The following is a 21,920-nucleotide window of genomic DNA, read 5'->3' as shown; positions in this document are numbered from 1 at the left end:
GAAAGGAGATATCGATGTTCGATTTGACGGGCAGGACGGCGCTGGTCACCGGCGCGACCGGCGGCATCGGCGGAGCGATCGCCCAGGCGTTGCACACGCGGGGCGCGACGGTGGCGATTTCGGGCACCCGCCGCGAGGTGTTGGATTCCTTTGCCGGCAAGCTTGGCGAGCGTGTCCACGTGCTACCGTGCAACCTGTCCGACAGCGCCGAGGTCGAGGCGCTGGTGCCGGCGGCTGAAGCCGCCATGGGACAGGTCGATATCCTGATCGCCAATGCCGGCATTACGCGTGACAACTTGTTTGTGCAGTTGCGTGACGAGGACTGGGATGACGTCATCAAGGTCAATCTGACCGCGACCTTCCGTCTGGCGCGCGCTGCGACGAAGCTGATGATGCGCAAGCGGTTCGGCCGGATCATCGCGATCACCTCGATCGTCGGCGTGACCGGCAATCCCGGTCAGGCCAACTACACGGCGTCGAAAGCCGGGATCATCGGCCTGATCAAGACGCTGGGCGCGGAATATGCCAAGCGCAACGTGACCGCCAACTGCATTGCGCCCGGTTTCATCAAGACGCCGATGACGGACGCACTCAACGACAAGCAGCGCGAGGCCATCCTGGCCAAGGTCCCCGCGGCGCGACTCGGGACGCCGGAGGATATCGCCGCGGCGGCCGTCTATCTCAGTTCGAACGAGGGAGCCTACGTCACCGGCCAGACGATTCACGTCAACGGCGGAATGGCCATGTTTTGAACCGGTTGTTGCCCCGATCGAAGCGGCCGAGGCTCGTTTGCCGGGGGCGGTCGAGGCTTGTGGTCAAGGCTTGGGAAGTGTGATAACCGAACCCCCGACGGGTGGGCAAACAAGGCCATTGCAGGACTCTGAAACCCTGTATATTGGCGTGGCGACGCCTGCCGTTCGCCGGGGCTTCTATCGGCTACCACCGAGCCGAATCAAGACACCGGGCCGAATCAAGACGATGCGCGAAAGCGAAGGAAGTTTAACGACCACGATAGCTCGTAGCGTGTCTGTAGCGTCTTGGGGTCGGGTCCAATGGAACAAGTACGAGGTTGAACGATGAGTGAGATTGGCGAGCGGGTTAAGAAGATTGTGGTCGAACATCTCGGTGTTGAACCGGAGAAGGTTGTCGACAACGCAAGTTTTATTGACGACCTCGGCGCCGACAGCCTCGACACCGTCGAGCTTGTGATGGCATTTGAAGAAGAGTTTGGCTGTGAGATTCCCGACGACGCCGCCGAGACGATCTTGACCGTCGGCGACGCGACCAAGTTTCTCGAAAAAAACGCGAAGAGCTGACGCCCCGGGCGGTTGGAGACAAAGCCGGACGGGCCGTTGTCGAACGGCCCCCCGGTTTCTTGTTGTGGACCGTTGATTCCGGGCTGGAGTTTTGACATGAGGCGGGTTGTCGTCACTGGGCTGGGCATGGTTACGCCGCTCGGCTGTGGCGTTGACGCCACGTGGAAGCGCATGCTCGACGGCCAGAGCGGGGCGCGGAAGATCGACACTTTCGAAGTCGCCGATCTCTCCAGCCGGATCGCCTGCGTGGTTCCGCGCGGCGACGGCACCGACGGCACCTTCAATCCGGATCAATGGATGGAGCCGAAGGATCAGCGCAAGGTCGACGACTTCATTATCTTTGCGATGGCCGCCGCGCGCCAGGCGCTCGACGACGCCGGCTGGCATCCCGTGAGCGAAGAAGAAAAATGCGCGACCGGCACCCTGATCGGTTCAGGGATCGGCGGGCTGTCCGGCATCGCCGATACCGCGCTGCTGCTGAAGGAGCGGGGGCCGCGCAAGATATCGCCCTTCTTCATCCCCGGACGCCTGATCAACCTGGCTTCCGGCTATGTCTCGATCGAGCATGGCCTCAAGGGTCCCAATCATTCGGTGGTGACCGCGTGCTCGACCGGCGCGCATGCGATCGGCGACGCCTCCCGGCTGATCGCGCTCGGCGACGCCGAGGTGATGGTGGCGGGTGGAACGGAATCGCCGATCTGCCGACTGGCGATGGCTGGATTTTGCGCCGCCCGCGCCCTCTCGACCGGTTTCAACGAGCAGCCGCAACGGGCATCGCGCCCCTATGACAGGGATCGCGACGGCTTTGTGATGGGCGAGGGCGCCGGGATCGTGGTGCTCGAGGAGTACGAGCACGCCAAGAGGCGCGGCGCCAAGATCTACGCTGAAGTCGCCGGCTACGGCCTGTCGGGCGACGCCTATCACATCACCTCGCCGGCGCCGGATGGCGATGGCGGCTTCCGCAGCATGGCCGCAGCGCTGAAGCGCGCGGGCATCGCGGCTTCCGACATCGACTATATCAATGCGCATGGAACCTCGACGCAGATCGGCGACGAAATCGAACTTGGCGCGGTCGAGCGGTTGCTTGGCAACGCCACGTCCAAGGTGTCGATGTCCTCGACCAAGTCCTCGACCGGCCATCTGCTGGGGGCGGCCGGCGCGATCGAGGCGATCTTCAGCATCCTTGCGATTCGCGACAACGTCGCGCCCCCCACCATCAATCTGGAAAATCCGTCAGTCGAGACGGCGATTGATCTGGTGCCGCGGGCGGCGCGCAAGCGCGAGATCAATGTTGCGCTGTCGAATTCGTTCGGGTTTGGGGGCACCAATGCCTCCCTCATCGTTCAGCGCGTGACCGGCTAGCAAGTGTCTTGAACGAATCCACCGTTTTGCCTTAATAGGCATGATCTCTACATATGGGCGTGTGCTAGTGACTCGGCAGGGGATTGCCGGCGGCGTTGAACCGGCAGGATTCAGGTTGTACCGATGAGTGAGAGGCCGCCCATTTCACCACGCAGCCCGCGCGCTGCGCTGGAGCCCGAGCAGGTGCCGCCGCCGCCGAAGCGGTCGGCGCGCGCCAGAAATCCTTTCGTTATCGTTGGCAATGCGATCATCACCCTTCTCATCATTCTGATGATCGGCGCAGGCACCGGCTATTATTATGGCAGGCAAGCGCTGGAAATGCCGGGCCCGTTGCAGGAAGACAAGATCGTCAACATTCCGGCGCGCGCCGGCAAGCGCGACATTGCCGACGTGCTGCTGCGCGAGGGGGTCATCAACGTCAATCCGTGGGCGTTCATCGGCGGGGTGTTTGCGCTGAGGGCGAGTTCCGATCTCAAGCCCGGCGAATACTCGTTCCAGAGGAATGCCAGCCTGCGCGACGTCATCGCCACTATTGTCGAGGGCAAGGTGGTTCAGCACGCGGTCACGATTCCCGAGGGCCTGACCTCCGAACAGATCGTGACGCGACTTACCGACAACGAGATCTTCTCGGGTTCGGTGCGCGAAATGCCGCGTGAAGGCACGCTGCTGCCGGAGACCTACAAGTTCCCGCGCGGAACCACGCGCGAGCAGGTCATTCAGCGCATGCAGCAGACCCAGCGGCGGGTGCTCGCGGAAATCTGGGAACGCCGCAACCCCGACGTTCCGATCAGGTCGCCGGAACAGCTGATCGTCCTGGCCTCGATCATCGAGAAGGAAACCGGCAGGGCCGACGAACGCAGCCGCGTGGCGGCGGTATTCGTCAATCGCCTGCGGCAGAAGATGAAGCTGCAGTCCGATCCGACCATCATCTACGGGCTGGTTGGCGGCAAGGGTACGCTGGGACGGCCGATCAGGCGCTCGGAGATCCAGCAGCCCTCGCCCTACAATACCTATGTGATCGAAGGCCTTCCCCCGGGGCCGATCGCCAATCCGGGCCGCGCCTCGCTCGAGGCGGCGGCCAACCCCGCGCGCACCCGCGACCTGTTTTTCGTGGCTGACGGCAGCGGCGGGCACACCTTCACCGAGACCTACGACCAGCACCAGAAGAACGTGGTCAAACTGCGGGCGCTCGAACGGCAGATCCAGAACGACACCGCCGAGCCGACCGATGATGGCCCGCCGACGACCGCCGCTGGCGGGTCTGCCGACACCAATCCAACCGCGACAACGACCCGGCCGGGGGCGGCGAAGAAGCCGCCGCGTCCCGCCGCGCAATCCACCGCAACCCCGCCAGTGCTGCAGCGCTGATATCAAGCGCTGGTCGGGCAAGGACCGGCCGGGCTGCGCCGGGACCGCAATTCCAATGGGTCGGAAATCGTTCTAAGGTTCGGCCGGCCCGGTTGAGTCTCATACCCCTGCCTTTCGGAGAGCCTTACGCGATGGCGCTATCGAGCATGACCGGTTTTGCCCGGAGTCACGGCGCCAGCGGTCCCTATGCGTTCGAGTGGGAACTGAAGTCGGTCAACGCCAAGGGCTTCGATCTGCGGCTGCGCTTGCCGCCGGGCTGGGACGAACTCGAAACCATTGCCAAGAAACGGGCCGGCGAGGTGCTGTCGCGGGGGACGGTGTACGCCAATCTCAGCGTCAAGCGCGCCAACGCGGTCGCCGCCGTGCGGATCAACGAGGACGTGCTGGCCGCGATCGTGAAGGTCGCGGGCACGCTTGCCGGCAAGATCGACGCGGTGGCGCCGAGCATCGACGGATTGCTCGGCCTCAAGGGGGTCATCGAATTGGTCGAACCCGACAGCGACGAGGCGGAGGACAAGGCGGCGCGAGAGGCGGCGGCGGCCGCCTTCGACCAGGCGCTTTCCCATCTGGTTGAGATGCGGCGCCGCGAAGGCGTGACGCTGGGGCAAGTTCTCATGCAGCGCATGGATGAAATCGAGCGGCTGGCGCGGAAGGCCGAGGCCGCCCCCGGACGCAAGCCGGAGGCGATCCGGGCGCGGCTGGCCGAACAGGTTGCGGCGCTGCTCCAGACATCCGAGCGCTTCGACGCCGACCGGCTCAACCAGGAGGCGATCCTGATCGCGAGCAAGGCCGACATCCGCGAAGAGCTCGACCGCATCGCCTCGCATGTGGCGCAGGCCCGCGAAATGATCGGCAAGGGCGGACCGGTCGGGCGGCGGCTGGATTTTCTGGCCCAGGAATTCAACCGCGAGGTCAACACCTGCTGTTCCAAGTCGAACGATCTGGAATTGACTCAGACCGGGCTCGAGATGAAGAACGTGGTCGAGCAGTTCCGCGAGCAGGTCCAGAACCTGGAGTGACCGATGACGGGTGGTGGTTTCGACGGAGTCGAGCGGCGTGGGCTGATGTTCGTGCTGTCGTCGCCCTCGGGCGCGGGCAAGACCACGCTGTCGCGGCTTCTGACCGAACGGATGCCGGATCTGAAGATGTCGGTGTCGGCGACCACGCGGCCGATGCGGCCGGGCGAGGTCGAGGGACGCGATTACTTCTTCGTCGACAAGGCCCGGTTCGAGGCGATGGCCGGGCAGGGTGACCTGCTGGAATGGGCCACCGTGTTCGACAACCGCTACGGCACGCCGCGCGCGCCGGTCGAGGCGGCCCTGGCGGCGGGCCAGGACGTGCTGTTTGACATCGACTGGCAGGGGACGCAGCAGTTGCGCGAGAAGGCCCGCGCCGACGTCGTCAGCGTCTTCATCCTGCCGCCGTCGGCGGCGGACCTGGAGAAGCGGCTGCACACCCGCGCGCAGGATTCGGACGAGGTCATTCGCGGCCGCATGAGCCGCGCCTCCCATGAACTCAGCCATTGGGCGGAGTACGACTACATCGTCGTCAACCAAGACGTCGATCAGGCGTTCGCGGAAATCCAGTCGATCCTCAGGGCCGAGCGGCTCAAGCGCGAACGCCGCACCGGCCTGACCGGCTTTGTCCGCAACCTGCAGCGCCAGCTGGAAAAATAACTGCGGCTTCCGTTCCGGTCAGTGCCGCGCGCCGCTGCGGGCGAGCCGGGCCAGCATGGCCGTTACCTGCCGCTCGCGATGCTCGACCGCAAGCGCGTGTTGTGCGCCTTCGGGACGACGGGCCCGCGCTCGCGGCTCCTCGGAGCGAAGTGACGCTGGCGGCGAACGCCGGGCGGGTACGGAATCCCACATCGCACGCCGGTTACGGCGCATGATAGCCCGGGCGCGGGCGCGGCCGATTCGGAAGATCAGGCTCACGGTGAGGCCGGCCAGCGCGAGTGCCGCGGCCATCACCGCCAGCAGCATCTGTAACGACGCGGTCGGCTTCGTCACCCATGGGTCGGCGGCGGGCGCCGCTTCAGCCGCTGAGGGCTGTTGCGGCTCGCCGGATTGCCATGACGTCGCCGCGGGCGCATCGGCCGCGGCGGTGAGGGTTTCGCTGGAACTGCCCGCAGCGGCGATGCCAGGCACATCGGGCCATCGCGTCGCGGCTGCCGGCGCCGGGGTGACCGCGTTTGCACCGACGCCAGCCAGGCCATCCCGCGCCTTTGGCGGGGAGGCGGCGCCGACCGTTCGCGGCTCGGCAATGGCGGGAACGTCGGCTTCGGGCCGGGCGCGTTGCGACATCCATTGAGCGCGCGCGTCCGAGATCGCCTTTGGCGTGAGCGCGCTCGGCTTTGCCGGCGCGGGATCCGGCGCCGCCGCAGATGAGGTCGAGGACGGGGCGGCAGCCGGCTGCGGCGCGGCGCGCGCGTTCTTGTCGTCCTTCTCGCGCAGATACCAGCATTGCCGATTGGTGGCACGATCGATGCGATAGTACCAATGGCTGCCGGCCGGCGTCGCGGCCTTGGGACTGGTGAGGCAGTTGTCGGTCGCGGCCTGCGCCCGGACTTCCGTGACGGTGGCAAGATTGGCGGCGGCGAGAATGCCGGCCAACAGGGCTGGGGCAAACTTCGTGGAAGGCTTTGGCATCTACGTTCCCGGTACTGATACGCAACGCTTACTGAGTCCAACCTGGCCGGAGAGTGGGGTCGCAATGCGCCGCAATTCCGGAACGGATGGGGTATAATTGGGGCTTTGGCGGCCGCCGCAACGAGGTCGGTGGAAGCCGTGAATTGCGGGGAAAACGTGCTGCCTGGAGGCCTCGCGGCCCGATGCGGCAATCGCGATCCCGGACGCGGCTTCGCCGTCCCGCGGCGCGGAGCGCCCGGGGTGTGCGGATCGCTTGTCCCTCCGTGAAAAAAAAGAGGGAGCAGGGAAGGCCGGGTGCCCACGACACCCGCAGTCGTGTGCACAAAATGCTCACGTGGACCGCAGGTGCGCCGGAAAACCGGGCCTTCCCTGCGCAATGGTTTTAACGGCTTATGGCGCGCTCTTGCGTCTGGAAAATCTGCCAGAATGTGCGAACGGGCGGTTCTGACCAACCGCCCGTCGCTGGATCTGATCCCGTGCGTGCTCAAAGGCCGAGAGCGTGTCGGGGAGCGAGGGACAGATCCGGTGTCTTCCTCAACCCGAACAGTTGCACGGGCTTCGAGCCCGAACCGAGCAAGGAAGGGAATGGATGATGGCACAAGATGAGATTGTTGTCTTGTATGAGGAGACATCGCGCGAGCGCGCGAAGCCATCATTGAGTGCGTTGACGCCGTGACTTCGATCACCGTAGTTGCGCGCTGCGAGCGAGATTTCCCGCGAGGTCTCCTGCGCATCTGACATAGGTCTCGGAGCCGCGCTTGCCCGACCACTTCAGCTTGTTTCCTGAAATTGCGAGACGAGCGGTCGATTCCCAGCGTGTCGTTCCGTCTGCGCACGCCGCTTTGATTTCCCACGCGGCGCTTCCTGTTTGCTTCCTATCCCGGAAGAACACGGCAAAATCGATGACGTGGACATGCTCGCGGGAGATGCCGCGCACCAGGACGACCCGGGCGATGATCAGGTCCAGGAGTGTCGCGGCGCCAACGCCAAGGACCAGCCCGCAGAAATGAACGACCCTGAGCCTGGTCCTGATCCAGGCCGCGGGATCGGTCGAGAGCAGTTGGGCGAGAGAAAGCATGAATCCTGATCCTCAGTTCGGAGCAGGATTTGCCGTCACGAACATGGCCTCTCCGCAATGCGACGGTGGCGTCTCCGTGCTGGTTCCGGAGAATCTGCGCCGCAAATGTGTTGCCGGGTTGTTACGGCCGGTACCGGACCTGCGATCGCATGGAGCGATTGGTGCCCGGGCTTGGCTGAGAGCGGCGTGATCGGGAGGCAGAAGTAGACGCGTCCAGCCATGACGGCGTCTAGGGGACTGGCTTCAGCGCGCCTCTTTCGGCATGGTCGGGGTCCACAGGCGCTTGCGGAAGGGCAGGGCCGCTGGAAGTGGTATGTCTATTGCATTCGAGCAAAGTGCGCCAAAGAGAAAGACATGGGATGATTAGGGTGTTTCTTGATCGGCTCTACCTGTTGTCCGGCTATCTCGCCGGACTTTTCCTGATTGCGATTTTTGTGCTGATGATGCTGCTGTCGGCCGGCCGGCCGCTCGGCGTCAATATCCCGGCGGGCGACGATTTCATCTCGTGGTGCATGGCGGCGACGGCCTTCCTCGGGCTCGCGCATACGTTCAGGCACGGCGAGATGATCCGGGTCGGCCTGTTGATCGACCGTCTCGGCGATACCGCACGCCATTATGTGGAGATCGCGGCGCTCCTGGTCGGCACCGGCTTCATCGGATTTTTCGCCTGGCACGCCGCGATCATGACCTGGCAATCGTTCAAATTTGCCGACATTTCGCAGGGCGTGATCGCGGTGCCGCTGTGGATTCCGCAACTCGGCTACAGTGGCGGCCTCGTGATCCTTTTCATCGCCTTTGTCGACGAACTGATCCATGTCCTGCGCGGCTTCGCGCCCCGCTACGAACTGCCGAAGCCCAAGAGCGCCGAAGAGATCGTCGAGCGCGCCATGCAGAGTGGGGTCTGACATGGAGCTGCTCTCGATTGCCGCCATTCTGTTCGGGTTTCTGGCGCTGCTGCTCGGCGGCGGGGTCTGGATCGGCGTCGCCCTGATGGCGACGGGATGGGCCGGGATGCAATTCGCCGGCGGCGGGATCCCCGCGGGCAGCGTGCTGGCGACAACGGTGTGGGGCAACAGCGCGTCGTGGTCGCTCGCGGCTTTGCCGCTGTTCATCTGGATGGGCGAGATTCTGTTCCGCACCCGGCTGTCGGAGGAAATGTTTCGCGGGTTTGCACCGTGGCTGAACTGGCTGCCGGGCCGGCTCATGCACGTCAACGTGCTGGCCTGTGGCGTGTTCGGTTCGGTGTCGGGATCGTCGGCCGCGACCTGCGCCACGGTGGCCAAGATCGCGCTGCCGGAACTGAAGAAGCGCGGCTATGACGAAGGCCTGAGCCTCGGCTCGCTGGCCGGGGCGGGCACGCTCGGCATTCTGATCCCGCCGTCGATCACCATGGTGGTCTACGCGGTGCAGGCCAACGTCTCCATCATCCAGGTGTTCCTCGCCGGGTTTCTGCCGGGCATGCTGGTGATGGCGCTTTATTCCGGCTACATCGCGGTCTGGTCGCTCGCCAATCCCGGGCGCACGCCGCCGGCCGATCCGCCGATGAGTTTTCGCAAGCGCATCTCAGAGTCGCTCAACCTCATTCCCTGCCTGCTGCTGATCGTTTTCGTCTTCCTGTCGTTGCTGATGGGCTGGGCGACGGCGACGGAATGCGCGGCCTGGGGCGTGCTGGGGTCGCTCACGATCGCATGGTGGCAAGGCGCGCTGAGCTGGCAATCGTTCTGGGCGAGCGTCATGGGCGCGACCCGGGTCAACTGCATGATCCTGCTGATCCTGGCCGGCGCTTCCTATATGGGCACGTCGATGGCCTATACCGGCATCCCGCTGGCACTGGCGAACTGGGTGAACGGCCTCCAGCTCAGTCCCTATGCACTGATCTCGGCGCTCACCGTTATGTATATCGTGCTCGGCACGGCGCTCGACGGCATCTCGATGATCGTGCTGACCACCGCCATCGTCATCCCGATGGTGAAGCAGGCCGGCTTCGATCTCGTCTGGTTCGGTATTTTCCTGGTGCTGGTGGTGGAAATGGCGGAAGTCTCGCCCCCGGTCGGATTCAACCTGTTCGTCCTGCAGACCATGAGCGGCAAGGATTCCAACACGGTCGCCAAGGCGGCCCTGCCGTTCTTCTTTTTGCTCGTTCTGGCGGTTGCCATCATCACGGTTTTTCCTGATATCGTGATGCTGCTGCCGCGGATAGCGTTCCCTGGCTAGAGAAAGGTATTGTCATGTTCAGTTTCTTGAAAACCTCCGCAATGGCCGCCTGCGTCGCGGTGGTTGCGGTTCCCGCGCTCGTCATTCCTGCGATGGCGCAGACCAAGTGGAATCTTCCGGCGGCCTATCCGGCGGACAACCCGCATTCGGTGAACCTGATCGCGTTCGCCAAGGACGTCGGCGACGCCACCGGCGGCAAGCTGCAGATTGCCGTGCATCCGGCGGCATCCCTGTTCAAGGCGCCGGAAATCAAGCGCGCGGTCACAACCGGGCAGGCGCAGGCGGGCGAAGTCCTGATCTCGCTGCATGAGAACGAGGATCCGATGTTCGGCATCGACGTCATTCCGTTCCTGGCGACGAGCTACCCGACCGCCAGGAAGCTGTGGCTGGCGTCAAAGCCCGCGGTCGAAAAGAAGCTCGCATCGCAGGGCCTGATGCTGCTGTTCGCGGTGCCGTGGGGGCCGCAGGGCATTTACGCCAAGAAGGACCTCAACTCCCTGGAGGACATGAAGGGCCTGAAGTGGCGCGCCTATAACGTCGGCACCTCGCGCATCGCCGAACTGGTCGGCGCGCAGCCCATCACCATCCAGGCGGCGGAACTGCCGCAGGCGCTGGCGACCGGCGTCGTCAACGCATTCGTGACCTCGGGCTCGACCGGCTACGACAGCAAGGCCTGGGAAACCATGACGCATTTCTATGATACGCAGGCCTGGATTCCGAAGAACGTGACCTTCGTTAACAAGGCGGCTTTCGATGCGCTCGACAAGCCCACCCAGGACGCCATCCTCAAGGCGGCGGCGGTCGCCGAGGAACGCGGCTGGAAGCTCGCGGAGGAAAAGGCGAAGTGGTATGTCGAACAGCTTGCGGCCAACAAGATGAAGGTGCTTCCGCCGCCCCCGGCGCTGAAGGCCGGCCTGGAGAAGATCGGCGAGCAGTTGACCGCCGATTGGTCGAAAAAGGCCGGTCCCGAGGGTGAAGCCGTGATCGCCGCCTACAAGAAGTAAGACGATCGTCCGGTAGCGTCCGGCGTTCGATGGCCGGACGCTACCATGGCGACGCGTCAGTTCTTCAGCACGAGGATTCGGAACGTCCCAAGGGGCTGCGGCGGTTTATCGAGGGCGATGACAAGAGCGGCATACAGGTGGTGTCGCTGATTGGGGGAAGCGAGAACAGGTTTATTTCCGTCGCAATGACCGGATGGGGCAAATCACGTTGACTGGATTGAAGATATTTGCTCCACCGCGCATCGTTCCGCTGGCCGCAATCGGTAGCCTTTGACCAGTGCGAAGATCGCCGGGATCACGATCAGCGTGAGCAGTGTCGAGGAGACCATCCCGCCGATCATCGGCACCGCGATGCGCTGCATGATCTCGGAGCCGGTACCGCTGCTCCACATGATCGGCAGCAGGCCCGCCATGATCGCCACAACCGTCATCATCTTCGGGCGCACGCGTTCCACCGCTCCCTCCATCACGGCGTCATACAGATCGTCGCGCGTCAGCGGGCGGCCTTCTCGCTCCCGCCGCGCCGTGATGCTTGCCAACGCCTGGTTGAGGTAGAGCAGCATCACGACGCCGGTCTCCGCGGCGACGCCGGCGAGCGCGATGAAACCCACCGCGACGGCGACGGAAAGGTTGAAACCCAGCCACCACATCAGCCAGAGCCCGCCGATCAGCGCGAATGGCAGCGAGAGCATGACGATCAACGTCTCGGCGATCGAACGGAAGTTCAGGTACAACAGCAGGAAGATGATCGTCAGCGTCATCGGGATGACGACCTTCAGCCGGGCTGCCGCACGTTCGAGGTACTCGTACTGACCGCTCCACATCACGTAATAGCCGGGCGGAAACTGGATGCTCGCTTGCACGGCGCGTTGCGCATCGGCGACGTAGCCGCCGAGGTCGCGGTCACGAATATCGACGTATATGTAGGTGGCCAACTGCCCGTTTTCGGTCCGGATCGACGTCGGCCCGCGGGCCGGGGCGACCCTGGCTACTTCGCCGAGCGGAACGGCGCCGCCGGCCGGCATCGGCACCAGCACGTTGTCGGCGATGGCCTGCGGATTGTCGCGCAGGTCTCTCGGATATCGCATGTTGACGGGGAAGCGTTGGCGGCCTTCCACCGTCGTGGTCACCGTTTGCCCGCCCAACGCCGTCGCAATAACGTCCTGCACGTCCTGGATCATGATTCCATAACGCGCGAGCGCCTCGCGGTCTGGCGTCACCTCCAGATAGTAGCCGCCGATCCCGCGCTCGGCGTAGGCCGACGACGTCCCGGGTACCGTCTTCAGCACCCGCTCGATCTGCCTGGCCAACTTGTCGATCTCGACCAGATCAGTCCCGATCACCTTGACGCCGATTGGCGTCCGGATGCCGGTCGACAGCATGTCGATACGGGCCTTTATCGGCATCGTCCACGCGTTCGACACCCCTGGAAACTGCAACGCCTTGTCCATTTCCGCGATCAGCCCGTCGAGCGTCATGCCAGGACGCCAGTCCTCTTTGGGTTTGAGGTTGACCACGGTTTCGAACATCTCGGACGGGGCCGGGTCGGTCGCCGTCGCCGCGCGGCCCGCCTTGCCGTAGACCGAGGCAACTTCTGGAAACGAGCGGATGATCCGATCCTGCGTCTGCATCAATTCGCCGGCCTTGGTGACGGAAATCCCCGGCAGCGTAGTGGGCATGTAGAGCAGCGTTCCTTCGTTCAGGTTTGGCATGAATTCGGTACCGAGCTGGCGCGCGGGCCACACGCTGATTGCGAGTACGACGATGGCGAGGAAGATGACCAGCGTCTTGGCGCGCATCACGGCCTTGATCGCGGGGCGGTAAATCCAGATCAGCAACCGGTTGATCGGGTTGCGGTGCTCCGCAACGATTCGACCGCGGACAAACATCACCATCAGCGCCGGCACCAGCGTCACCGACAGCAGCGCTGCGGCGGCCATGGCAAAGGTCTTGGTGAACGCCAGCGGACTGAACAGCCTGCCTTCCTGCGATTCCAAGGTAAAGATCGGCATGAACGACACGGTGATGATGAGCAGGCTGAAGAAGAGTGCAGGCCCCACTTCGGACGCGGCGTCGATCAGCACCGTGACCCGCGACTTGCCGGGCTCGGCCCGTTCGAGATGCTTGTGAGCGTTCTCGATCATGACGATCGCCGCATCTACCATGGCGCCGATCGCGATCGCGATGCCGCCGAGGCTCATGATGTTGGAGCCTAATCCGAGCAGCTTCATTGCACCGAACGCCATCAGGATGCCGACCGGCAGCATCAGAATAGCCACAAGGGCGCTTCGCACGTGCAGCAGGAATACGATGCAGACCAGCGCGACCACCACGCTCTCCTCGAACAGCGTGCGCTTGAGGGCGTCAATGGCAGCATAGATCAGGTTTGAGCGGTCGTAGACCGGCACGATCTCGACCGACTTCGGCAGGCTGCTGGCGATCTCCCTGAAGCGCTTCCTGACGTTCTCGATCACGTCGAGCGCATTGACACCGAACCGTTGCAGCACGATGCCGCTTGCGACCTCGCCCTCGCCATTTAACTCCGTGATGCCCCGCCGTTCGTCAGGACCGAGTTCGACGCGGGCGACATCCCGCACCAGAACTGGCGTGCCGTTGTTCGCCTTCAGGACGACGTCGCCGAGATCGTTGATGCTCCTCAGATATCCCTTGCCGCGGATCACATATTCGAACTCGGACAGTTCAACGGTGCGCCCGCCGACATCGGCGTTACTGGCGCGAATGGCATCACGCAGCTTCTGCGTGGTGATGCCGAGATCGCGCATCCGCTGGGGATCGAGGATGACGTTATACTGCCTGACGAAGCCGCCAACGCTTGCTATCTCGGCGACGCCTTCTGCCTTGGCGAGGGCGAACTTCAAATTCCAGTCCTGGATCGCGCGCGTGTCGGCGAGATTCAGCTCCTTCGACACCACCGCGTACTGGTAGACCCAGCCGACGCCGGTCGCATCGGGGCCGATCGTCGGCGTCACGCCCGCCGGCAAGCGGGATGTGACGCCGTTGAGAAATTCGAGCACGCGCGAGCGGGCCCAGTAGATGTCGGTCCCGTCTTCAAAAATGACGTAGACAAAGGAGACGCCGAAGAAAGAGAAGCCGCGGACGACTTTCGACTTCGGGACGGTTAGCATGGCGGTCGTCAGCGGATACGTAACCTGGTCCTCGATCACTTGCGGCGCCTGGCCCGGGTACTCCGTGTACACAATGACCTGCGTGTCGGAGAGGTCCGGAATGGCGTCGAGCGGCAGATGGACCAGGGCGTAGATGCCGGCCGCGGCGGCAAAGCCGGCGCCGAACAGCACCAGCAGCAAGTTGCGGGCCGACCAGCCGATGAGGCGCGCGATCATTGGCGGGCTCCCTCGGAAAAGCCCTTCAACGCTGCCTTCAGGTTGCTTTCGGCATCGATCAGGAAGTTCGCTGAGGTTACCACGGCCTCGCCCTCCGCCACGCCGTCGGTGACTTCGGCGAATCCGCCGCCGCGACGGCCAAGCTTGACGTCGCGCGGCTCGAAACGACCTTCGCCCTTGTCGATCAGAACGGCCTGACGGCTGCCGCTGTCGAGCACGGCGCTTTCCGGCACTGCGAGCACCGGGCCGGGCGTGCCTGTTTCGATTTCGGCATCGACATACATCTCGGGCCGCAGCACCGAATCGGGGTTGGGCAATTCGATGCGGACACGGGCTGTGCGGGTCTGGGCGTTGAGGTGCGGATAGATCAGCGATACCGAGCCGGCAAACGTCCGGCCCGGAAGCGCACGCGGCCTGACAGTCACTTTCGTTCCGAGCGTCACCTGCGCGAGATCGCGTTCGGCGATGTCGACGAGCACCCAGACGAGCTGATGGTCTGCGATTCTGAACAGCACGTCGCCGGGTCCGGCCCGCATGCCGTTTACCGCGTTGCGCTCGAGGATTTCGCCATCCTGCGGGGCGAGCCAGGGAATGGAGAGCGAGATTTCGCGCGTACGTTCAAGTTCCTTGATTGCCGACTCCGGCGCGGAGAGGTTCTCCAGCCGTCGGCGGGCGCCCTTCAGCGCCTGGCCGGTCGCGCCTGCGTTGAGCGCCGAGAGATATTCGGCGGCCGCACTGGAAAGCGCGGGACTGAATACGTTCATGAGCGGCTGCCCCTTGTGGACGTGCTGCCCGGTAGTGACGTTCGCGACGCTCTCGACGAAACCTTCGAATCGCAGGGTCACGACCGAGATGCGGCGCTCGTCCTCCCGTACTGTCCCCGGCGCCCTGATCAGCGACTTGATGGGCTGACGCATGACCGGCTCGGATTTGGCGCCCGTGCGCTGAACTCTGCCTGGCGACAGCTTAACGGACCCGTCATCGGTGTCTTCGCCTTCAAATACGGGGATATAGTCCATCCCCATCGAGTCCTTCTTCGGCGTCGGTGAGGTGTCCGGCAGACCCATCGGGTTCCGATAATATTTGACCTTTCGCTCCGATGCCGCTGCCGTCGGCGACGGCGCCTCCGGAGCCTCGGAATCGAAGCTGACGTCGGCGCCGATGGGGACGGCTCGATAATCTCTGCCCTCCGGCGTCTTCCGGGGCGTCAGCGAATAGAACGGCTTGCCGTCGGGGTCCTGGTAATAGATCGGCTTGCCAGTGGACTCGGCCGCCGCCGATGCCGACATCTCGATCGGCTCGACCCCGCGTAGCGCGAGGACGCCGACAAATGCGCCGCCGCCCGCCGCGACGATCGCGACGGCGGTTGCGCCGCTCAGCAAGGCGCGGGTCATTTCTGCGCCGCTATAACAAGCTTGCCTTCGACGGTCCCGGTTTCACCCTGAACCTTGGCGCCGAGCGAAAGTTGCCAGCGGCCCGCCATGCCGAACGTCGCCTTGAATTTGTAAGTACCGGGTTCAGCGCCCGGTACCGGCACGACTTTGGTAGCCATCTCCTGCATTCCATCCGGAGCCATGTCTAGACGAGTGGCGAAGATCACGGCGTCCGGTACGGCCTTTCCGGTTTTCGTGTTTATCAAGCGGGCAGTCACGACCTTGTCTGGACCCGCCTGGACCGTCTGATCGACCAGTTCGAACTTGTAGTCTTTGATATCGGCGAGAGCTGCCGAGTTGAGGCCGCCGGTTGCGGCAGCGATCAGCGCCGCGCGTGCGGCGCGCGCGAAATTCAACGTGTTCATATTTCCAATCCTCGATTGTCCCGGCCTGCCGCAAAAGCGGCTTGTGTCATCGGCGCGCTCAAGGCGCGCGGCAGCCACGGCGCCCAAACGCCGTCAGGACAGGTTTCGAGGAGGGTGGTCGGCTGGGGGGCGTTTGAGCCCATCGGCAGGCGCGTCGTCGAGAACCGAATGCGCCGTCCGGATCGCTTGGCGCAGCGGCAAGGCCTCGGTCGGAGACCGGCCTGGCTGCGCCGTCTTGAGGGCGCAGATCGCCAGCAACGGGCAATTCTGACAATCCTTGCTGTTATGCTCCTCCGGGCAGCACGGCATGTCCGCCGACATCCACGCCATACCGATGGTTTCCGATGCCTTCAAAGCCGTGGGCGTCACCACCGGCGCAAGAATGAGGCTGGCGATCACGGATACCGCTAAAAATCGGGCAACTAGTCGGCGCAGGACCATTGCATACCCTGCCACGCCGAACAAAGGTTTGGAAGTGGCGCCGCTTCACAAACCGCTTACTTTCGCGGGCGCTCTTACCTACGGTGAAAACGCACTTAATTTGCCGGATACTGCCTTCGAAGCATTCACATCGTTGCAATTAACCAAGGCGACAGCGAGCTTCGCACCGTCTCAATTCTTCAGCACGATCCGCCCGACGACCTTGCTCGCCCATAGTTCCTCGATCCATTGCAACAGGATCGTAGCGGCGAGCCCTTGCATTGATCAAAGCCAAGCGAAGACGGGCCTGAGGCGGACCCATCACGCTCGTCAAAGGAGCTATCGCTTCTCGTCAACCGACCCGGCGCCGAACGTGGCCCGATAGATCGTCCAGTACACGGCGCCGACCATGCCGGCGCCGCCCACGATATTGCCAAGGGTAACCGGAATGAGGTTGTGGACGATCCCGGATAACGTGATCGCGGAGGCGTCGAAACCGTCAGGAACCTTGCCTATGCTGGTCATCAGCCAGGCCAGGGGCAGGAAATACATGTTGGCCACGCAATGCTCGAAGCCGGCCGCGACGAAAGCCGAGACCGGAAATATGAGAGCGACGATCTTGTCGGTGACCGACCGCCCCGCATAGGCAAGCCAAACCGCTAGGCAGACAAGCGCATTGCACAGTATGCCCTTGATAAAGAGTGTGAAGACGTCAGGCTGAATCTTGGAGACAGCGGTGTTCAATATCGACAAACCGACGCGGCCGCCGTTCATGTCGAGGTGATGGGAAAGAAGAACCAGGACGGCAAGGCCGAGCGCACCTACCAGATTGCCGAAGTAGACGATGAACCAGTTGCGAAGCATCTCTCCGGTGGAAACTTTCCGGCTGGCCCACGCCATCACAATCAGGTTGTTGCCCGTAAACAGCTCCGCGCCTCCGACGATCACCAGCGCCAGGCCGAGCGAAAATACGAGGCCGCCGAGCACGCGGACCGTAGCGAAACTCAGCTCCGCGTCGCTGGCGACGATGGTATAGTAGAGCGCCCCGAGCCCGATGCTGCCGCCCGCGACGATCGCAAGCATGAACGACGCGAGATACGGCAATCTCGCCTTCGTGACCCCGACTTTCTCAATGGCCTCCTCGATCTCGGCGGGGCTGTAGGCATTCGAATTGAATACGGGCGGCTGCGGCGTGGGTGCTTGGTTATCCATCCGGAATCTCCTTCGTACCTACGCAGGCTATCCACGACGCTCGTCGCAAGACAGCGGCAAAGCCACAACCTCAGCACAGCAGCGCTTCCGACCGTCGGGAAACCAACGATCTGCGCGGCACGGATTTTCACCAGTGTCGTCGAAGGAAAGATCATGACGCACCCGAGGTCGGTCCACCCGGTCAGCGGCATCTTGGTCGAAATGATGCGAGACGCACCGCCTCAGTTCTTCAGCACGATCCGCCCGACCACCTTGCCGGCGCGCAATTCCTCGATCCATTTCTGGACGTCGGCCATCGGCTCTTCTTTCATCGGGGTCGGTTTGATCTTGCCGGCGCGGGCGAGCGCCATCAATTCCTTGCCCTCGGCGAGCGTGCCGACCATGAACCCTTCAATCGTCATGCGTTTGTAGACCCACTGCACCATCGGCAGGCTGAAATTGCCGCCCATCAGGCCGGAGACCACGATCTTGCCGCCGCGCGCCACCGCCGCGACCGCGAAGGCCATCGACTTCTCGTTGCCGGCGAAATCGACGATGGCGTCGAAGCCGCCCTCGGTCTCCTTGATCATGCGCTTGATCACGTCGGGCTCGGCTGGATCGTAGGCGACGGACGCGCCGTTCTGCAGCGCGCTCTCGCGCGCAGCCGGGCTCAGATCAGCCACCGCGACCTTCTGCGTGAACATCGCTTGCGCGAACGAAAGCCCCATCATGCCGACGCCGCCGAGGCCGATCAGCAGCAGATTGCGCTGGCGCGGGCGATCGACCAGCCGCTTCAGCGCGCCATAGGCGGTGACGCCGGAGCACATCAGGGTCGCCGCCTGGTTGACCGGCAGGGGATCGTATTCCAGCAGGTATTTGGCGTCGGGCACCAGCACATGGCTGGCGAAGCCGCCGTCGATGGCGACGCCGAGAAAGCGCTGCTTGGCGCAGAGGTTCTCGTCGCCATTGGCGCAGTCGCGGCACTGGCCGCAGCCGATCCAGGGAAATACCGCCCGCTTCTTGCCGATCAGGTCCTTGGCGACGTCGGGGCCGACTTCGTCGACGACGCCTGATATCTCGTGGCCGAGCGTAAAGGGCAGCGTCATGCCGCGGGTGGTGTCGAGCCGCTTGCCGCCGCCGAGATCGGCGTAGCCGTCCTGGATGTGCAGATCGGAATGGCACAGCCCGCAACGCTCGACGCGCACCAGAACCTCGCGGCCTTGCGGCTTCGGCGTGTCGATGATGGTTTCGCACAACGGCGCATCGAACTTGACGAGGGATTGGCGAACCATTCGCGCCATGGCGTTTCTCCTTGAAGGGCGTTTTATTTTGCGTTTCGTATATCGGTCAATTCACGGGCCATGGCAACAAAGCCGGATACCGGGATCGTCTCGGCCCGCCGTGTCGCGTCGACGCCAGCGACGGCGGCCAGCCGGGCCGGATCGACCGACAGCGATTTCAGGCTTTGCCGCAGCATCTTGCGGCGCTGGCCGAAGGCCGCGGCCGCCACCTGCTCGAGGGCGCGGCGGTCGCACGGCTCGGGCGCGGTGCGTGGCAGCAGCCGCACCACCGAGGAGGTGACCTTGGGCTGCGGCACAAAGGCCGCCGGCGAAATGTCGAACAGGATTTTGGTCTCGGCGCGCCAGTTGGCGAGCACGGCGAGGCGCCCATAGGCCTCGTCGTCCTCGCCCGCGACGATCCGTTCGGCGACCTCGCGCTGAAACATCAGGACCATGCGATCGTACCAGGGCGGCCAGGGCTCGACCGAGAGCCAGTCCACCAGCAGCGCGGTGGCGATGTTGTAGGGCAGGTTGGCGACGATGCTGGCGCGCTGCCCGCCGAGCATGGGCCGCGGGTCGAAGTGCAGCGCGTCGGCATGCACGATCTCGAGCCGGCCCGGATAACGCCTGGCGACCGCTTCAAGCGGCGCCAGCGCGCGGGCGTCGCGCTCGATCGCGATAACGCGCCCGGCTCCAAGCGCCAGCAGCGCGCGCGTCAGCCCGCCGGGGCCGGGGCCGACCTCGATCACGGTGGCGCCTTCCAGCGGACCGGCGGCCCGCGCGATCCGCGCGGTGAGGTTGAGGTCGAGCAGAAAATTCTGGCCGAGCGATTTTCGCGCCGACAGCGCGTACTCGCGGATGACGTCGCGCAGCGGCGGCAGGTCGTCGATCGCGCTCATGCAGATTTCACGGCCGCCATCCGCGCGGCAAGCCGCAACGCGGCGATCAGGCTCGACGGGTTGGCCTTGCCGCTGCCGGCGATGTCGAAGGCGGTGCCGTGGTCTGGCGAGGTGCGGATGAACGGCAAGCCGAGCGTGACGTTGACGGCGTCCTCGAAGGCGATGGTCTTGATCGGGATCAGCGCCTGGTCGTGATACATGCAGATGGCGCAGTCATAGCTGTTGCGGGCCGCGGCGTGGAACATGGTGTCGGCGGGCAGCGGCCCCCTGACGTCGATGCCTTCGGCGCGCAGCGCTTCGACCGCCGGCGTGATGATAACGATGTCTTCCTCGCCGAACGCGCCGTGCTCGCCGGCATGCGGGTTGAGGCCGGATACCACCAGGCGCGGACGGGCCCGCCCGAAACGGGCGCGCAGGTCGGCCACCGCGATCCGGGCGGTGGTCACGATCAGATCGGTCGAGAGCCGGTCCAGCGCCTCGCGCAGCGAAAGATGGACGGTGACGGGGACGACGGCGAGCGCCGGCGACCACAGCATCATCACCGGCTGCGGTGCGCGCCCGCCATCGGCGGCAAGCTCGGCCAGAAACTCGGTGTGGCCGGGATGGCGGAATCCGGCGCGGTGCAGCACGCTCTTGGCGATCGGGTTGGTGACGATGGCGCCGGCCCTGCCGCGCCGGACATCGTCGACCGCGCGACGAATGGCAGCGAGCACGACGCTGGCGCTGGCGTCGTCGGGCTGTCCGGGGCGGGCGGTGGCGACCTCGCCGGTGGCGACCACCGGCAACGTCGTGGCGAACGCCTTAGCCGCATCTTCCGGCGCGACATCGACAAGATCGATTTTCAATCCCAGGATTTTCGCGCGCTCGGCGAAAAAGCCGCGGTCGCCGAGCAGATAGAACGGCGGCAGGTCGAACTCCCCGCGCCGCAGCCATGCCGCGAGGGCGATATCCGGGCCGATGCCGGCCGGCTCGCCTGACGTCAGCGCGAGGGGGCTGGCCATCACCGGTATTCGATCATCGCGGCTTTGCGGATGTCGTTGAGATAGGCCTTCGACTTCGCCTCGTACTTTTCGGCGTACATCTTCTCGCGGATTTCCCGCTTCTTCGGCGTATCCACCTTGGTGGGCTTGCGCTCGCACAGCGCCACCATTTCCACGCCCTGCTTGGTGACCTCGGGCGGGGTCAACCGGCCGACCGGGGTCTTGTCGAGCAGTTCGCGCAGCGGGCCGGGGATGTCGGCCGAGGTCTTGGTGACGGTGTCGCGGATCGCAGCGTTGCGCATCGACTTGAAGAACGCGTTGGCCTGCTCGCAGGTCTGGACGCGCTCGCGCAACGACTCCGCCTCCTTGCGCCGCAGGTCGATCGCCGCCGGCGCCGATCCGCGCGGCACGATCAGGACGATCGGCTGCAGCTTGTATTCGAACGCCTCGGCCTGGGTCGCCTCGCCGCTGCCCTGGGCGGCGGCGGCGACGTCTTTCTCGCCGACCTGCAGGCTTTCCTTGTAGCGACCGCGTACCAGGCTGGTCCACACCATGTCGGCCCGGAGCCGGGCCTTCAGGGTTTCCGGCCGGACGCCCTGGCTCTCGAGCGACTTGACCAGTTGATCGGGCGTGATCCGCATGCGCGAACTCATGCCGGCAAAGGCCTGGTCGATGTCGCTTCCGGTGGGGTCGACGCCGAACCGCTTGGCTTCCTTGATCTTGACCTTTTCGTTGATCAGTTCGTCGATCACTTCCTGCCGGGCCATCTGCTTGCGCGTCGTCAGGAAGTTCAGCTTGGTGCGCTGCTCGATGTCGTAGTTGGTGATGGGTTCGCCATTGACCATGACGGCGACGCTCTGCGCGCGCGCAGGTGAGGCCCCGCCGGCCAGCACCGCAAGCGCCAGGGCGCAGCCCGCGAGCAGGAGCCTGACACGGCGTGAGAAAAACAAGATGGTGATCCTAATCATGTCAGTCGCATCAACCCATTCGAATCGCGATG

The 21,920-nt window shown here is 64.4% G+C and carries 20 protein-coding genes; 9 read left to right on the top strand and 11 right to left on the bottom strand.

The window, feature by feature from the left end; genetic code table 11:
- Positions 1-14: 14 nt before the first annotated feature.
- The 6 genes from fabG (at position 15) to gmk (ending at position 5,722) form a co-directional block, all read left to right on the top strand.
- On the top strand, positions 15-752 hold the full coding sequence (gene fabG, locus Q0D31_RS17530; RefSeq protein WP_291853751.1) for a 3-oxoacyl-[acyl-carrier-protein] reductase: 738 nt from the start codon (positions 15-17) through the stop codon (positions 750-752).
- A gap of 324 nt (positions 753-1,076) precedes the next feature.
- On the top strand, positions 1,077-1,316 hold the full coding sequence (locus tag Q0D31_RS17525; RefSeq protein WP_006610957.1) for an acyl carrier protein: 240 nt from the start codon (positions 1,077-1,079) through the stop codon (positions 1,314-1,316).
- Positions 1,317-1,412: 96 nt separating this feature from the next.
- The gene (gene fabF / locus Q0D31_RS17520; RefSeq protein ID WP_291853749.1) at positions 1,413-2,678 is read left to right on the top strand and encodes a beta-ketoacyl-ACP synthase II; all 1,266 of its coding nucleotides are present in this window, start codon (positions 1,413-1,415) and stop codon (positions 2,676-2,678) included.
- Positions 2,679-2,801: 123 nt separating this feature from the next.
- Complete coding sequence (gene mltG / locus Q0D31_RS17515; protein ID WP_291853747.1) at positions 2,802-4,046, top strand: endolytic transglycosylase MltG; 1,245 nt, start codon at positions 2,802-2,804, stop codon at positions 4,044-4,046.
- Between the two features lie 131 nt (positions 4,047-4,177).
- Positions 4,178-5,065: a YicC/YloC family endoribonuclease gene (locus Q0D31_RS17510; protein ID WP_291853745.1), complete on the top strand. Its 888-nt coding sequence runs from the start codon at positions 4,178-4,180 to the stop codon at positions 5,063-5,065.
- A gap of 3 nt (positions 5,066-5,068) precedes the next feature.
- Entirely contained in the window at positions 5,069-5,722 is a 654-nt protein-coding gene (gene gmk, locus Q0D31_RS17505; protein ID WP_291853742.1) for a guanylate kinase, read from the top strand.
- Positions 5,723-5,740: 18 nt separating this feature from the next.
- Here the strand turns inward: gmk and Q0D31_RS17500 are convergent, their stop codons facing one another.
- Both Q0D31_RS17500 and Q0D31_RS17495 read right to left on the bottom strand, forming a co-directional pair.
- Positions 5,741-6,694: a hypothetical protein gene (locus tag Q0D31_RS17500; protein WP_291853740.1), complete on the bottom strand. Its 954-nt coding sequence runs from the start codon at positions 6,692-6,694 to the stop codon at positions 5,741-5,743.
- Between the two features lie 682 nt (positions 6,695-7,376).
- Entirely contained in the window at positions 7,377-7,772 is a 396-nt protein-coding gene (locus Q0D31_RS17495) for a hypothetical protein (RefSeq protein WP_291853739.1), read from the bottom strand.
- Positions 7,773-8,131: 359 nt separating this feature from the next.
- On the opposite strand from Q0D31_RS17495, the gene Q0D31_RS17490 reads away from it, so the two are divergent.
- From Q0D31_RS17490 to Q0D31_RS17480, 3 genes are read left to right on the top strand one after another with little or no spacing between them, the layout of a single operon-like run.
- Complete coding sequence (locus Q0D31_RS17490) at positions 8,132-8,677, top strand: TRAP transporter small permease (protein WP_291853737.1); 546 nt, start codon at positions 8,132-8,134, stop codon at positions 8,675-8,677.
- Position 8,678: 1 nt separating this feature from the next.
- Entirely contained in the window at positions 8,679-9,986 is a 1,308-nt protein-coding gene (locus tag Q0D31_RS17485) for a TRAP transporter large permease subunit (RefSeq protein WP_291853736.1), read from the top strand.
- A gap of 14 nt (positions 9,987-10,000) precedes the next feature.
- Positions 10,001-10,990 carry a TRAP transporter substrate-binding protein gene (locus Q0D31_RS17480; protein WP_291853734.1) on the top strand — a complete coding sequence of 330 codons (990 nt, stop codon included), beginning with the start codon at positions 10,001-10,003 and terminating at the stop codon, positions 10,988-10,990.
- Between the two features lie 203 nt (positions 10,991-11,193).
- On the opposite strand, the gene Q0D31_RS17475 is transcribed toward Q0D31_RS17480, so the two are convergent.
- The 9 genes from Q0D31_RS17475 to Q0D31_RS17435 form a co-directional block, all read right to left on the bottom strand.
- Positions 11,194-14,352, bottom strand: coding sequence for an efflux RND transporter permease subunit (locus tag Q0D31_RS17475; RefSeq protein WP_291853732.1), 3,159 nt, complete (start codon positions 14,350-14,352; stop codon positions 11,194-11,196).
- Positions 14,349-15,746 (bottom strand): efflux RND transporter periplasmic adaptor subunit, encoded by a 1,398-nt coding sequence (locus Q0D31_RS17470; protein ID WP_291853730.1) that lies wholly within the window; start codon positions 15,744-15,746, stop codon positions 14,349-14,351. The genes Q0D31_RS17475 and Q0D31_RS17470 overlap by 4 nt, the downstream gene beginning before the upstream one ends.
- Positions 15,743-16,150 (bottom strand): FixH family protein, encoded by a 408-nt coding sequence (locus Q0D31_RS17465; RefSeq protein ID WP_291853728.1) that lies wholly within the window; start codon positions 16,148-16,150, stop codon positions 15,743-15,745. The genes Q0D31_RS17470 and Q0D31_RS17465 overlap by 4 nt, the downstream gene beginning before the upstream one ends.
- A 93-nt stretch (positions 16,151-16,243) precedes the next feature.
- Entirely contained in the window at positions 16,244-16,549 is a 306-nt protein-coding gene (locus Q0D31_RS17460) for a hypothetical protein (protein ID WP_366518530.1), read from the bottom strand.
- 360 nt (positions 16,550-16,909) lie between these two features.
- Positions 16,910-17,782, bottom strand: a complete 873-nt coding sequence (locus tag Q0D31_RS17455; protein WP_291853724.1) for a formate/nitrite transporter family protein — start codon at positions 17,780-17,782, stop codon at positions 16,910-16,912.
- Positions 17,783-18,003: 221 nt separating this feature from the next.
- Positions 18,004-19,062, bottom strand: coding sequence for an alcohol dehydrogenase (locus tag Q0D31_RS17450; RefSeq protein ID WP_291853722.1), 1,059 nt, complete (start codon positions 19,060-19,062; stop codon positions 18,004-18,006).
- A gap of 23 nt (positions 19,063-19,085) precedes the next feature.
- Positions 19,086-19,940, bottom strand: a complete 855-nt coding sequence (rsmA, locus tag Q0D31_RS17445) for a 16S rRNA (adenine(1518)-N(6)/adenine(1519)-N(6))-dimethyltransferase RsmA (RefSeq protein ID WP_291853720.1) — start codon at positions 19,938-19,940, stop codon at positions 19,086-19,088.
- The gene (gene pdxA / locus Q0D31_RS17440) at positions 19,937-20,950 is read right to left on the bottom strand and encodes a 4-hydroxythreonine-4-phosphate dehydrogenase PdxA (protein ID WP_291853858.1); all 1,014 of its coding nucleotides are present in this window, start codon (positions 20,948-20,950) and stop codon (positions 19,937-19,939) included. Before pdxA ends, rsmA begins: the two co-directional genes overlap by 4 nt.
- The gene (locus Q0D31_RS17435) at positions 20,941-21,888 is read right to left on the bottom strand and encodes a SurA N-terminal domain-containing protein (protein WP_291853717.1); all 948 of its coding nucleotides are present in this window, start codon (positions 21,886-21,888) and stop codon (positions 20,941-20,943) included. Before Q0D31_RS17435 ends, pdxA begins: the two co-directional genes overlap by 10 nt.
- Between the last annotated feature and the right edge of the window lie 32 nt (positions 21,889-21,920).

Source organism: Bradyrhizobium sp. (assembly GCF_022844465.1).
GTDB lineage: Bacteria > Pseudomonadota > Alphaproteobacteria > Rhizobiales > Xanthobacteraceae > Bradyrhizobium.
This window is presented reverse-complemented; position numbering and strand designations above follow the sequence as displayed.